This window comes from Shewanella sp. N2AIL, assembly GCF_022690845.1.
Classification (GTDB): Bacteria; Pseudomonadota; Gammaproteobacteria; order Enterobacterales; family Shewanellaceae; genus Shewanella; species Shewanella baltica.
In genome coordinates this window covers 35,754-49,164 of sequence record NZ_JALBYT010000027.1, presented here as the reverse complement: position 1 = coordinate 49,164, position 13,411 = coordinate 35,754, and the positions used below count along the sequence as shown (strand labels likewise).

12 protein-coding genes and 5 tRNA genes are annotated in these 13,411 nt (G+C 44.9%); 2 read left to right on the top strand and 15 right to left on the bottom strand.

The genetic code is table 11. The annotated features are described in order from the left end of the window. Positions 1-10: 10 nt before the first annotated feature. The 14 genes from MO387_RS15540 to motY all read right to left on the bottom strand — a co-directional run bounded on the left by MO387_RS15540 (position 11) and on the right by motY (position 10,155). Positions 11-100 (bottom strand) — tRNA-Lys (locus MO387_RS15540). 188 nt (positions 101-288) lie between these two features. Then, a tRNA-Lys gene (locus tag MO387_RS15535) sits at positions 289-364 on the bottom strand. Between the two features lie 59 nt (positions 365-423). After that, positions 424-499, bottom strand: a tRNA-Lys gene (locus MO387_RS15530). A 38-nt stretch (positions 500-537) separates the two neighbouring features. Next, positions 538-613: transfer RNA gene (locus tag MO387_RS15525), tRNA-Lys, on the bottom strand. A gap of 58 nt (positions 614-671) precedes the next feature. Further along, positions 672-747 (bottom strand) — tRNA-Lys (locus MO387_RS15520). Between the two features lie 142 nt (positions 748-889). Further along, entirely contained in the window at positions 890-1,639 is a 750-nt protein-coding gene (gene ybgF, locus MO387_RS15515) for a tol-pal system protein YbgF (RefSeq protein ID WP_011846551.1), read from the bottom strand. A gap of 24 nt (positions 1,640-1,663) precedes the next feature. After that, entirely contained in the window at positions 1,664-2,200 is a 537-nt protein-coding gene (gene pal, locus MO387_RS15510; RefSeq protein ID WP_006081256.1) for a peptidoglycan-associated lipoprotein Pal, read from the bottom strand. 46 nt (positions 2,201-2,246) lie between these two features. Further along, on the bottom strand, positions 2,247-3,575 hold the full coding sequence (gene tolB, locus MO387_RS15505) for a Tol-Pal system beta propeller repeat protein TolB (protein ID WP_012196906.1): 1,329 nt from the start codon (positions 3,573-3,575) through the stop codon (positions 2,247-2,249). Positions 3,576-3,584: 9 nt separating this feature from the next. Continuing rightward, positions 3,585-4,616, bottom strand: a complete 1,032-nt coding sequence (tolA, locus tag MO387_RS15500; RefSeq protein ID WP_107947115.1) for a cell envelope integrity protein TolA — start codon at positions 4,614-4,616, stop codon at positions 3,585-3,587. Further along, complete coding sequence (gene tolR / locus MO387_RS15495; protein WP_106650233.1) at positions 4,617-5,051, bottom strand: protein TolR; 435 nt, start codon at positions 5,049-5,051, stop codon at positions 4,617-4,619. It lies immediately after the preceding gene. Then, positions 5,051-5,737 carry a protein TolQ gene (tolQ, locus tag MO387_RS15490; RefSeq protein WP_006081252.1) on the bottom strand — a complete coding sequence of 229 codons (687 nt, stop codon included), beginning with the start codon at positions 5,735-5,737 and terminating at the stop codon, positions 5,051-5,053. The genes tolR and tolQ overlap by 1 nt, the downstream gene beginning before the upstream one ends. Further along, positions 5,727-6,128 carry a tol-pal system-associated acyl-CoA thioesterase gene (gene ybgC / locus MO387_RS15485; protein ID WP_012587890.1) on the bottom strand — a complete coding sequence of 134 codons (402 nt, stop codon included), beginning with the start codon at positions 6,126-6,128 and terminating at the stop codon, positions 5,727-5,729. The genes tolQ and ybgC overlap by 11 nt, the downstream gene beginning before the upstream one ends. Positions 6,129-6,299: 171 nt before the next feature. After that, a complete protein-coding gene (locus MO387_RS15480) occupies positions 6,300-8,483 on the bottom strand; it encodes a prolyl oligopeptidase family serine peptidase (protein ID WP_107947114.1) in 2,184 nt (727 codons plus the stop codon). Between the two features lie 802 nt (positions 8,484-9,285). Next, a complete protein-coding gene (gene motY, locus MO387_RS15475; protein WP_063883092.1) occupies positions 9,286-10,155 on the bottom strand; it encodes a flagellar protein MotY in 870 nt (289 codons plus the stop codon). 141 nt (positions 10,156-10,296) lie between these two features. Between motY and rnt the strand changes: the two genes are divergently transcribed. Next, a complete protein-coding gene (gene rnt, locus MO387_RS15470) occupies positions 10,297-10,968 on the top strand; it encodes a ribonuclease T (RefSeq protein ID WP_107947113.1) in 672 nt (223 codons plus the stop codon). A gap of 100 nt (positions 10,969-11,068) precedes the next feature. Here rnt and MO387_RS15465 read toward each other — a convergent pair whose 3' ends face one another. After that, positions 11,069-11,674 (bottom strand): peroxiredoxin C, encoded by a 606-nt coding sequence (locus tag MO387_RS15465; protein WP_006081247.1) that lies wholly within the window; start codon positions 11,672-11,674, stop codon positions 11,069-11,071. A gap of 388 nt (positions 11,675-12,062) precedes the next feature. Here MO387_RS15465 and MO387_RS15460 point away from each other — a divergent pair, with 388 nt between their 5' ends. Beyond that, positions 12,063-13,382 carry a Na+/H+ antiporter family protein gene (locus MO387_RS15460; RefSeq protein ID WP_006081246.1) on the top strand — a complete coding sequence of 440 codons (1,320 nt, stop codon included), beginning with the start codon at positions 12,063-12,065 and terminating at the stop codon, positions 13,380-13,382. Positions 13,383-13,411: the final 29 nt, after the last annotated feature.

Here is a 13,411-nt window from a genome sequence, read left to right as displayed (position 1 = left end):
TTCAGTAAAGTGGTGTTTCGTGAAGGATTAGAACCATTCGACTGATTGGTTAAAAGCCAACTGCCCTAGCTTTATAAAAAAGCGACTGAGCTAACGAACCATCTATATATTGCGCTGAATTATGCACTTTCAGTAAAGTGGTGTCTCGTGAAGGATTAGAACCATTCGACTGATTGGTTAAAAGCCAACTGCCCTAGCTTTATAAAAAAAGCGACTGAGCTAACGACCCATCGAGGTATTGCGATAAACTATTCACTTATTTATTGCATTTATCATGCTGATAATAAGTGGTGGGTCGTGAAGGATTCGAACCTTCGACCAATTGGTTAAAAGCCAACTGCTCTACCGACTGAGCTAACGACCCATCTATGTATTGCGATAAAACTGTTCACCTATTCTGACATTAATAATGTAAGTAATAAGTGGTGGGTCGTGAAGGATTCGAACCTTCGACCAATTGGTTAAAAGCCAACTGCTCTACCGACTGAGCTAACGACCCATCTAGGTATTTCGCTGATTTATGCACTTTCAGTAAAGTGGTGGGTCGTGAAGGATTCGAACCTTCGACCAATTGGTTAAAAGCCAACTGCTCTACCGACTGAGCTAACGACCCATTGTACTACTGACTACCTCGTTAAATACCACTAACTTATTCTATTTATTAGAGTAAGTGGTGGGTCGTGAAGGATTCGAACCTTCGACCAATTGGTTAAAAGCCAACTGCTCTACCGACTGAGCTAACGACCCATTTACTGGTATTTTACGCCCCGAACGACCTCGCCGCTCTGAGGGCGCCTATAATACCTTTTTCATCTTCTCATGCAAGCGCAAATTCCCAATTTTTTGTCGTTTGCATGAAAAACAGACTAAGAGTATGTTTTTTGGTTAATTACGCTTTAATTGCAGCCAGTTGCTGCTGTGCAATGCGCGCTGCTGCGCTGTTTGCGTAATCTTTGACGACTTGTTGGTAGTATTGCGTCGCCCCAGCCTTGTCACCGGTTTTCTCGGCGATCATGCCAAGCTTCACTAAACTGTCACCCCGTTTATTGGAATCACTAAAACGGTCAACCACAGTTTTGAAGGCTTGTTTGGCTTCTGCAAATTCGCTCTTATTAAATAATAGCTGCCCTAACCAATAGTTAGCATTCGCGGCATACACAGAATCTGGGTATTGTTTGATAAAAGCACGGAAGGCAGGAATAGCGTCGTCATACTTACGCTCTTTCAAGACTAAGTTAACGGCACTCTCATAGCTTGCAGTTTCACTTAAACTACTTGAAGCCGCATTCGTCGAGGCTACAGAAGGTGTGGATGTCGCGGCTGCGGCTGCAGGAGCGGCAGATGCCTTTGAGGATAAATTAGCAAGTTCATCATATAACTGACGCTGACGCTGTTGCATCTGCTCAATCTGATAATTCTGTTGTTCGGTTAAACCACGTAAATCGAGCACTTCCTGCTGCAGTGTATCAAGACGGCGCTGCATATCGAGCTCGCTTTGTTGTCTTGATTTTACAATACGTTCAATGCGAGCAAGTCTGTCATCACCCGAACCACCAGCAATATCTTCCACAGGAGCAGGTGCTGCAACTGCAGCACCCGCACCAAGGAACATTGCCGTAATTAAGACGGCACGTTTCATTGTGTTACTCTCCGAGATTCAATCTTAGTAAACTAAAACTGCACGACGGTTTTTGCCAAAACCTTCATCAGTGCGAGAAAAATCAAGTGGTTTTTCTTCGCCATAGCTGACTACGCTCATTTGGCTTGGCTGTACGCCCATACCTTGTAGGTATTTAGCAACGGCTTTAGCACGACGTTCGCCCAGTGCGATGTTGTACTCAGGCGTGCCACGCTCATCCGCATGGCCTTCAATCAGTACGCGCACGCTTGGGTGCTCAACTAAGTAAGTGCCATGGGCTTCTAATATTGCGGCGAAATCAGTTTGAACTTCACTGCGGTCAAAGTCGAAGTAAATGATGTGTTGCTTTCTTAAGTCTTCTAACTGCTGGCGTTGTTGCTCTTCAGCAGACAACATTGCGCCTACACCACCAGTTTGAATGCCACCACCATTCAGTTCACTACCTGAACCGTTTGTTGAGCCCATTGCATCAGTTTCTGATTCTGAAGTTGAGCTACATGCACTAAGAGCCATAATTGGAAGTGCTACCAACATAGCTTTTAACAACTTATTCAGATCCATTACGTGTTCCTTATAAAATTAAATGTGATTAAATCAAGGTATAACATTAGAGAAACGGTGACCAAGAAGGTGATTTCACCTCACCTTGACCTGCCGGTAATCTTGCTTTAAAACGTCCATCCGTAGAAACAGCTGCTAATACTTGCTTGCCTTGGTATGTGGTGCCATAGATCACCATAGTACCATTAGGGGCCACACTTGGAGATTCATCCAAACGTGTCGATGTCAGCACCTGCATAAAACGCGTACTTAAATCCATACGCGCAATATTAAATTTACCGTTCGTGCGATTAACAAAAATCATACTGCGACCATCAGGGGTAATTGAACCACCGAGGTTCCATTCACCTTCAAAAGTTTCGCGACTCACTTTACCTGAGCTCAACTCTACGCGATAAATCTGTGGTCTACCACCGCGCTCTGATGTAAAAATCAACGACTTTCCATCAGGATACCATGATGGCTCAGTATCGATAGCATAGTGATTGGTAATACGCTTAATGGCTTTGGTCGCAATATCTATGATGTAAATTTCAGGCTGACCGTCTTTAGATAAAGTGATCGCCAAAGATTTTCCATCGGGTGAGAACGCCGGTGCACCGTTAATACCAGGGAAAGAGCTCACTTTAGTGCGCACTTGGGTATAAAGGTCTTGCACGAAAATCTCAGCTTTTTTGTTTTCAAAGCTAACATACGCTAAACGACGACCATCGGGTGACCAAGTCGGTGACATCAACGGCTCTGGCGAGCGCAGTAACATTTGTTCATTGACGCCATCATAATCAGCAACCATCAATTGATATGGAGCTTTTTGAGTATGATTGACCACAACATAGGAGATCCGCGTTAAGAATGCGCCGCGAATACCGGTTAACTTTTCATAGACGATATCGCTGATCCTGTGTCCATATTGGCGAAATTGCGCCGCTGAAATCACAGTTTGACGGCTGTCCATCAAAAATTCTGTTGCACTAACTGGGCCTTTCAACGCTTGGTTTTGGGCTTTGACTAAATCGATTAAATCAAAGCTCACCAGATATTGATCAGTACCATAAGGTTTAACGGTACCTAGCACTAACGCTTCGGCGCCAACACTTGACCAAGAATTAGCTTGAAACTGTGCCACAGTGCCAATATTGCGCTGAGGTAGTCCAAGTTCGTCTAAAGGTTTAAACGTACCGCTACGCACTAAGTCCGACATCACTACATCCGCAATCGCTTGCGGTGCGGCGCCAGGACCTTGCCAAACAAAAGGCATCACAGCGATGGGACGCGCAGCGTCAACACCTTCTGTGATCACAATATCCAATGCCGCTTTTGCGGGGGTGGTGCATAGCAGAACTGCCAATGCTAACCATTTTGCCAATATTTTCATGGGGCTCCTTTAATTAAACGTTGGTGAAACGGTTAAGTTAATATCTTTTAATTCTTTATAAACAGCAGGGTCCGGTGACACTGGCAATTTACCCGCCTTCAGAATCGCCGCTTTTGCTGCACGACAAACATTAGGATCACCGCCCTGAGTTTGACTGCTGATCACAAAACCATCATTTGCTAAACGCACTGAAACTTGACAAGTTTTACCACGCATTGACTCATCAACGATAAGATTGCGCTGGATTGTCGACATGATCATCGACTTATACTTATTCACTTCACTCTGCATCTGCTTATTCATGGTTTGCGACAACGCCGCCTGCTCCGCCGCTAATGCATCAGCCATTTCCTGCTCCTGCTGGGCGCGGGCTTTGGCTTCAGCATCCGCTTTGGCCTTAGCATCTGCTTTCGCTTTAGCTTCGGCCTTGGCTTTAGCTTCGGCCTTGGCTTTCGCTTCTGCATCAGCCTTGGCTTTATCAGCTTTGGCCTTAGCTTCCGCCTCCTTCTGCTTACGATCGGTCTCGGCTTTTGCTGCTGCAGCTTCTTCCACTTTGCGTTTTTCCGCTGCTTTCTGCGCGGCATCTTCAGCGACTTTACGCTCCTGCTCTTTCAGCTTACGGTCGGCTTCGGCTTTAACTGCTTTTTCCTTTTCCTGCTGCTGTTTTACTTGAGCGAGCTTGGCCGCTTCGTTGGCCTTTTGGGTTTCAATTTCCTGCTGCTTACGTTCTTGCTCTAGCTTTTTAATTTGAGCCTGTTCACGTTCGCGCGCTTGCTTCGCTTCTTGCGCTTTGCGCTCAAGCTCGGCTTGGCGTTCTTGCTCACGGCGTTCAGCATCACGCTTTTCTTGCTTAAGTTTCTCAACTTGATTAGCGACTTTTTGCTGATCAACCATCACAGCTTTAACCGCTGGCGCACTAACTTGTTGCATAGGCTCAGGTTTATGAGAAAAATCTATCCCCAACGCCAGAATAATTATCACGCCAATATGAATACCCGCTGAAATTGACAGAGGTAATGTTACATCTGACTTATCTGCCACCTATTTCTCCTTGGGTGAATCCGTCATCAAACCGACTGATGGCACGCCAGCTTGCTGCAGTGTCACCATCAACTGAATCACTTTATCGTAAGGAATATTTCTATCGGCCTTAACCACCACGGGACGCTCAGGCTCTGTCACCATAAGCGCAGCAACTTCCGTCGCGAGCTCTTCCAAGTCCATAGGAACGTTGGTTGAACCACCTTTATTCAAATAATAATCACCGTCACCGTCAATCGAAGCCACCACTGGCGGTTTACTATCAGCGGGTAAAACTTCCGCAGCCCCTTGAGGCAGCTCCACTTTTACCCCTTGAGTGACTATGGGCGCTGTTACCATAAAAATAATTAACAGCACGAGCATCACGTCGATATAGGGCACCACGTTGATTTCGGCAACGGGGCGACGACGTTTGCGCTGATAAGCTGGTTGCATTATGCCCCTTCCTTCTCACTGTATGCTTGGCGATGCAAAATGCTGGAGAACTCTTCCATAAAGTTTGCGTAGGCCATTTCTAATTTATCAACTTGAGTCGAAAAACGGTTGTACGCAATAACCGCTGGGATCGCAGCAAATAGACCCATAGCCGTTGCAATCAAGGCTTCAGCAATACCTGGGGCCACCATAGCTAAGGTCGCGTTTTCCATCGAACCAATGGCGATAAATGAATTCATAATCCCCCATACCGTACCAAATAAACCGATATAAGGGCTAGTCGAACCAATGGTCGCTAATAAGGGTAAGTTTGCTTCTAACTTTTCCATTTCGCGAGAAAGTGTCACACGCATAGCACGTGATGTACCGTCCATCACAGCATCAGGCACTTTGCTATTTAATTTATTCAGGCGTGAATATTCCTTAAAACCAGTCACAAATAATGACTCTAAACCGCTATTATCTGGACGAGTCGATAATTCTTTATATAAACGGTTTAAATCAACGCCAGACCAAAATTTATCTTCAAACTTCGCCGATTTACTTTTTGCGGATGTCAGTAAGCTACGGCGTTGTAAAATCACCGTCCAAGACATCACTGACAAGCAAAGTAAGGTGAACATAACAAATTTCACTAATAAACTGGCTTGTAAAAATAACCCAACAATCGACATATCAGCTTGCACTGTCAAACTCCTGCACAATATTTAAGGGAATAGCTCGGGGACGCATTCGTGACAGCGCAACACAAACAACCAGCACTGTGCCTTCACAATAACAGTCTCCCTGTTTATCGACCAAGCGTTGATGAAAGATCAACGAGGCCTTTTTCAACTCTATGACCTTAGTTTCAACAATAAGGTTCTGTTCAAAACGTGCCGCTTTGCGAAAATCTAATTCCGCACGCTTTACCACAAAGGCGGTATCGTCGGCTAAAAGCGCAGTCTGACTCACGCCAAGGGCTTTTAGCCACTCGGTTCTCGCCCGCTCAAAAAAGTTGAGATAGTTCGAATGATAGACAACGCCGCCAGCGTCGGTGTCTTCGTAATAGACTGAAATAGGCCAAAGAAACATCATTTGAAAATAAGCAAATTTTGGTTGAAAAATTGACGCTTACTATACCTAGGGAAACAAGACTTGTGAATGACCCGACGAAGATATAGATAGGAATAGCGCGGGTTTCAGATGAATAGGGGCAATTGTAAAAGACAATGGGGTCAAAGGACCCCATTTAATTAACATAGTTAGTTATTTTGCGATAGTTTGTGGCAGTGTTAAGCCAAAACTCTGCCACAAGAAACTGTAGATATCAGCAAATTCGTCAATCTTCATCGCCGTCGGTTTACCGGCTCCGTGACCCGCATTGGACTCGATACGCATAATCACAGGTTCAGTGCCTTGTTGCTTATCCTGCAACATGGCCGCGAACTTAAAACTGTGTAATGGCACGACGCGATCATCATGATCGGCAGTCATCACCATAGTCGCAGGGTAAGCTTGCGCTTTCACATTGTGATAAGGTGAATAAGCCAATAGCGCTGGGAATTGATCTGCTTTATCGGCACTGCCATATTCACTCGTCCAAGCCCAACCGATAGTGAACTTATGGAAGCGCAGCATATCCAGTACGCCCACCGCAGGTAATACGGCAGCAAAGAGTTCAGGACGTTGAGTCACCGCAGCGCCCATCAACAGACCACCGTTACTGCGGCCATAGGCACCTAACTTAGTGCTATTAGTGTATTTTTCACTCACTAGATATTCCGCGGCGGCAAAATAGTCATCAAACACATTTTGCTTTTTATCGAACATCCCCGCTTGATGCCAGCTTTCGCCGTATTCAGCGCCGCCACGTAAACTCGGCACAGCGTAAATACCGCCCATATCTAACCAAGCAATGTTGGCCGGACTAAAGCGTGGTGTCATCGAAATGGCAAAACCACCATAGGCATACAGTAATGTTGGGTTTTGACCGTTCTTCACTAAGCCTTTTTTGTAGGACAGCATCATAGGCACACGCGTGCCGTCTTTGCTGCGATAAAACACTTGCTCAGAAACATAGTCATCGGGATTAAACGATACTTTAGGTTTGGCAATTACGCTTGATTCAGCGGTTTTAAAGTCAAACTTATAGGTGGTCTCAGGTTGAATATAACTATTAAACACATAATAGAAATAGTCTTTGCTTGCTTTGCCAAAAGGCCCAGCCACATTGCCTTGACCAGGTAATGCCACGTCTTGGCGTTTCTGCCCACCCATGCTGTAAATCGATAATTGACCTAATACATCGTGTAAATAACTCACCACTAAATGGTCATTAATTATGGCGACGTTATTAATGGGATCTGTAGACTCTGGAATAATAGTTTGCCATTGGGATTTATCGCTATTGCGGGTATCAATCGCAATCACTTTACCGTTAGGCGCATCTAAGTCGGTTTTGAAATAAAACACTGAACCATCATTACCGAGAAACTCATATTCAGCTTCTAAGTTGAGGATCAATTCCACCACTTGTGATTTAGGCTCAAATAAGGATTTATAGAAGAAACGATTACGCTTATCCGTGCCTTGAGAAATCGACAGTAATAAGTATTCGCCTTTCTCGGATACCTCTATGCCAAAGCCCCAATCTTTATTCTGTGGGCGCTCGTAAATCAATAAATCTTGGCGCTGATCTGTACCTAATTTATGGTAATACACTTTTTGATTGAAATTGACGTCGGCTAAGACATCTCCACCCGCAGGGGCATCATAGCGAGCATAAAACACACCTTGGTTTTCTTTATCCCACACTGCGCTAGAAAATTTAATCCATTTCAATTCATCGGCAAGTTTCTTACCGGTTGCGATATCAACAAACTGCCATTGCTGCCAATCTGAGCCCGAATTTGACACACCATAGGCTAAAATTTTACCGTCATTACTCACTGCAACACCTGATAGCGCCACAGTGCCATCCGCTGACAGTTTGTTTGGATCGAGAACTGGCTTTTCAACGCCATCTAACCCTTTGACATACAAAACAGATTGCGCCTGCAGGCCATCATTACGGTAGTAAAATTGATTGTCGCCATTCTCAAATGGGGCGGAGACTTTTTCGTAATTCCACAGCTCAGTGATGCGATCGACCACTGCTTGTTTATTGGGGATCTTGGCTAAATAGGCTTGACCGAAGGCTTGTTGTTCTTTTACCCAAGCTTCCGTTTCTGGCGTATTGGCCTCTAAATGGCGGTAAGGATCCGCCACGGTAACACCGTGAATGGTTTCGACGAGATCATCTTTTTGAGTCACTGGATAAACCAATTTATTTGCGCTTGCCTGCTCAGTCGAATTTTGTTCAGGTGCATTGCCACTTTGGCAGGCACCAAGTGCCATTCCCAATGTGGCCACTAACAAACCTTGCTTTGCAAGGCGAAATCTTAATGCCATCTTGTTATCGTCCTTCTTGTGGTTTCGGGCTTAAGGCCTTTTCAGCAAGTACTATACAAGCAAAAAAAATCATGGCAATGCCGTAACTTAATAAGAAGATTTTTAGGTTGTATCGCAGATTTAACAAAATGGCAGCAAGGATAAGCTTATTGAAGTGTATTATTATGCACTAATAGTGATTTATAAGTTATTAATCAAGGTAAATAGTGACTTAAGTGATATAGATCACCTTTGCAATCATTAGAATTACTAATGTTTATGGGCAATTTTTCTCGTTTGTTTTACCGCCGAGTTCACCATAGAATGTGCTTGTTTTCAGGAGATACCTGCTTGCAGATATCGAAAACAAAGAACTTTTAAACTGGTGTGTTCCCAACACTTCAGTTTCTTCCCTGGTTCTTATGCTTGACTTCCTTCCTTCAATTTGTTGATTGCAAATGCATTATTTTTGCGGCCCGCTTAGTTTAAGCGGGCTTTTTTTTTATCCATTTCAAACACCATCCTACTTACGACGATATCAGACTTTATGCCGCTATCACTATTCATGCCCTCACCCCAGTTAAGTTGTCTAAGGTGCTTAACGGTTACCTGCTCGCGAATATCACAAATAAGAAAAACTCATAATCCTATTCAAAGCTCGCTGATGCTGCAAAGGTTGAGGTTGAGGTTGAGCGAAATACTGCCAAGCTATCCAAAAATAACCATCTCCGCATCCAGAAATGACAATGCCAAGTCAGTGACTTGGCATTGGATTAGGTTTAACTATATTGATGTAGCACAGGTTAAACACTGCGCAAATGCACTACAAAGGCTTACTTATCCGTATCACAACGCGGCGGTTACGTGCCCTTTCGTCCATATCATCGTTCGAAGCCACATGACGGCGCTCACCGTGCCCTACAGTAACGATACGATCTTGCGGAATACCACTGGCAACAAAGAAATCTTTTACCGACTCAGCCCGTTTATCTGAGACTTTTTGGTTAACTGAACGGCCACCGTAACTATCGGTATACGCATCCACCAGCACTAGCTCCACCAAAGGATCATAGGCTAAGTATTCTTGAACCCGAGATAGTTGCTGCTGGGAGAAACGAGTTAAATCGGTTCCGCCTTCATCATAGTTCAGCACAGTAAATGCGATATCTTCAAAACTATAGGGCAACAGGTGCGCTAGACAAGCTTTGAACTCGCTATATTTACGGCCAAAATTAACCGATGACAAACCCACAGCGATCTTATTTGACTCGTTATACCAATCGGCATAGTAAAACGTCGGCTCCATACCGCGACTCAACTCAGCCAACATAGACCAAGCAGCACGTTTAGGCACCTCACCATTAAAGTACTTTTGATAATGCAGTGACGTGATCTCTTTTGAGACCACTCCCGGACGCCACTGTGGCGCGCGACTAATTAACTTAGCTTGCGTGACTTGATCCGGTTTTACCCACATGTCTAAGGTAAAATTCATATTCTGCTGCTTACCCGCTTCGCTGGTAAAAATCGCTTTACCGTAGGAAGGGATATCGTGCTCGAGGCGACAAACGATGGGAGAATTCTCGCTCACTCGCCATTGGGAATCACTTAAAGAGGCGACATAATGGCGCAACTCTGCCGTTGCAGTTGCTGGAACGCATAAAATTGATACTAATATCAGTTTTCGCCACATAGCCTTTACTCATGTTTAATCGGTTACATGGCTTTATCGGCAAACTATTTAGTTCCTTTAGCTCATAAAACCATCAATCAAGCATGACACACCCCAACACATTTAGCATAATAGCGCCCTGTGAATTTTCTAGAGTACTTTATGAGTGACATTTGCGACGCGAACAAATTGAAATACCGATTTCGAGGCTACTTTCCCGTAGTCATTGATGTCGAAACTGCGGGCTTCAACTCTCAAACCGATGCGTTGCTAGAAATTGCCGTCACCCTACTAAAAATGGACAATGAAGGTGTGATAGGAATCGATAAAACCCTACACTTCCACATTGAGCCCTTTGAAGGTGCAAATTTAGAACCCGAAGCGTTAGCATTCAACGGCATTGATCCCACTAATCCGTTACGCGGAGCCGTGAGCGAGAAAGAAGCCTTTTTAGAAATCTTTAAAGCGGTGAAAAAAGCCCAAAAAGCCTCTGACTGCCATCGCAGTATCATAGTGGCGCATAATGCCGCTTTTGATCATGGTTTTGTGAGTAAGGCGATTGAACGTTGCGACTTAAAACGCTCGCCGTTTCATCCTTTTGCTACTTTCGATACTGCTACACTCGCCGGACTTGCCATTGGTCATACCGTACTTGCCAAAGCATGCATCATGGCGGGCATTCCCTTCGATAATAAAGAAGCCCATTCTGCGCTATATGATACCGAACGTACCGCAGAGCTTTTTTGTCACATAGTGAATCGTTGGAAATCATTAGGCGGCTGGCCGTTACTGACCGTGAATGAGCAGGATGCACAAAGCGACACTGAGGCATAAATTTAGCGGTTCACACTAGATCTTAAGCCATATAAAAACAAAAAAGCTGCCATTGGCAGCTTTTTTCATTTAACAGACAACTGTGATTAACAAGTACTAATTACAGTGAGCTTGCGTTTTCAGACAGGTAAGCAGCAACACCTTCAGTGCTTGCATTCATACCTTTATCGCCTTTTTCCCAGCCAGCAGGACATACATCGCCGTGCTCTTCATGGAATTGCAGTGCGTCGATCATACGTAGCATTTCATCAACGTTACGGCCTAATGGCAGATCGTTAACAACTTGGTGACGAACCATGCCTTCTTTGTCGATCAGGAATGAACCACGGAAAGCTACACCCGCTTCTGGATGCTCAACATCGTATGCTTTACAGATTTCATGTTTAACGTCAGCCACTAACGTGTACTTAACTTGGCCAATACCGCCTTTTTCAACTGGGGTGTTGCGCCATGCGTTGTGAGTGAACTGAGAATCGATAGACACACCGATCACTTCCACGCCACGCTTAGTGAACTCTTCCATGCGGTGATCAAATGCGATCAACTCTGATGGACAAACGAAAGTGAAGTCAAGTGGATAGAAGAATACGACTGCTGGTTTGCCTTTGATGGCAGCAGTTAAGTTGAAGCTATCAACGATTTCGCCAGAACCTAATACAGCTGCAGCAGTAAAATCAGGAGCCTGACGGCCTACTAATACGCTCATTTTATATCTCCATCTATGAGTTGAACTAAGTGTAAGGCAAGATGCCCTTTCGCCAGTATGCTCTCCTCAACCTAGGTCGAGTTAAATCCTTACTGATTAAAAGGTGTTCTTACCAATCAAATCTTTAGGCATTATAAGTCGTGTGCTGTGCCTTACAACCTATTTAAGACCAATATCACATTTTTCAAGGGCATTTCCGTTTTGCCTGACTAAGGATAGAGCAATCTGCGTATCCTGTGTGCGCAGCAATCCACATTCGGCTAACAGACAAAACCCAGCATGATCACATTTTCAGATATTTTTCAGATAAGCCCTCGGCAAACTGGACATCGACAGCCTTTGCAGTCAAAAATAGCGTCTTTGGCTTAAAGAATTAAGAAAATTGACTATGAATGCAGTCGTTATTGCAGTGTGCTTAATGTTGGCACTCAGTTTAGCTAGGGTGAATGTGGTTATCGCTCTCACCGTGAGCGCCCTAGTGGCAGGACTTGTGGGCGGAATGGATCTGCACCAAACCATCGATGCCTTTAATACGGGCTTAGGTGGCGGCGCGCAAATTGCGCTCAGCTATGCATTATTAGGTGCCTTCGCTGTCGCACTATCGCACTCAGGCTTAACCACGCTGATCTCAAGAAGCATCATCAGTAGTCTTGGGCAAGATCCTAATCCCACCAACACTAACTGGGTTCGCTGGTTACTGCTGTTATCGCTACTTGTCATGTCGATGGCCTCGCAGAATATTTTACCTATTCATATCGCCTTCATTCCGATTTTAGTGCCCCCCCTGTTACATGTGATGACCAAACTGAACATCGACCGTCGTTTAGTCGCCTGTGTTTTGACCTTTGGTCTGGTCACAACCTATATGATTTTACCGATTGGATTTGGTGGCATTTTCTTAAATGACATTCTGCTTTCAAACTTAACCAGTAATGGCTTAGCGGCTGTTCGTGAGCAAATTCCACCAGCCATGTTAATTCCAGCGGCGGGCATGATAGTCGGTTTACTGACAGCTGTGTTTATCAGTTACCGTAAACCTCGGATCTACGATGAGGCCAAAGTATTGGTTGCAGAGCCAGAAGAAACTCTCAACAAACGCAATATTATCATTGCCGCAGTGGCGATATTAGCCACCTTAGTGGTGCAACTTGAAACCGATTCGATGATTTTTGGCGCCTTAGTCGGCTTCATGATTTTCAGTTTCTCGGGCGCCTTAAAGCATGTCGCCGACCAAGATATTTTCAATCAAGGCGTGCGCATGATGGCCAACATCGGTTTTATCATGATTTCTGCCGCTGGTTTTGCCGCAGTAGTGAAAGAAACCGGTGAAGTGGGCACGCTTGTGGCTTCGCTTAGCGACATCATTGGTGATAATAAAGCCCTCGCCGCCTTCTTGATGCTGCTAGTGGGTCTACTGATCACTATGGGGATCGGCTCGTCTTTCTCCACCATTCCGATTATCGCGACCATTTATGTGCCTTTGGCGTTAAGTTTTGGTTTTTCAGTGGCGGCGACCATTGCGTTAGTCGGCACCGCCGCAGCGCTGGGTGATGCGGGCTCGCCAGCATCGGATTCCACCTTAGGTCCTACTGCGGGTTTGAATGCCGATGGCCAACACGATCATATCCGTGACAGCGTGATCCCCACCTTCATCCACTACAATATTCCACTATTAGTGTTTGGCTGGATTGCAGCCATGGTGCTGTAAACACGATTGAAGGGATTGAATAGCAGTAA

What these genes read in the sequence shown, in the direction of transcription:
- MO387_RS15460 (WP_006081246.1), top strand. Translation starts at nt 12,063, where the DNA reads ATGAATGCAGTCGTTATTGCAGTGTGCTTAATGTTGGCACTCAGTTTA.
- motY (WP_063883092.1), bottom strand. Translation starts at nt 10,155, where the DNA reads ATGTGGCGAAAACTGATATTAGTATCAATTTTATGCGTTCCAGCAACT.
- rnt (WP_107947113.1), top strand. Translation starts at nt 10,297, where the DNA reads ATGAGTGACATTTGCGACGCGAACAAATTGAAATACCGATTTCGAGGC.
- MO387_RS15480 (WP_107947114.1), bottom strand. Translation starts at nt 8,483, where the DNA reads ATGGCATTAAGATTTCGCCTTGCAAAGCAAGGTTTGTTAGTGGCCACA.
- MO387_RS15465 (WP_006081247.1), bottom strand. Translation starts at nt 11,674, where the DNA reads ATGAGCGTATTAGTAGGCCGTCAGGCTCCTGATTTTACTGCTGCAGCT.
- ybgF (WP_011846551.1), bottom strand. Translation starts at nt 1,639, where the DNA reads ATGAAACGTGCCGTCTTAATTACGGCAATGTTCCTTGGTGCGGGTGCT.
- tolB (WP_012196906.1), bottom strand. Translation starts at nt 3,575, where the DNA reads ATGAAAATATTGGCAAAATGGTTAGCATTGGCAGTTCTGCTATGCACC.
- tolR (WP_106650233.1), bottom strand. Translation starts at nt 5,051, where the DNA reads ATGCAACCAGCTTATCAGCGCAAACGTCGTCGCCCCGTTGCCGAAATC.
- pal (WP_006081256.1), bottom strand. Translation starts at nt 2,200, where the DNA reads ATGGATCTGAATAAGTTGTTAAAAGCTATGTTGGTAGCACTTCCAATT.
- ybgC (WP_012587890.1), bottom strand. Translation starts at nt 6,128, where the DNA reads ATGATGTTTCTTTGGCCTATTTCAGTCTATTACGAAGACACCGACGCT.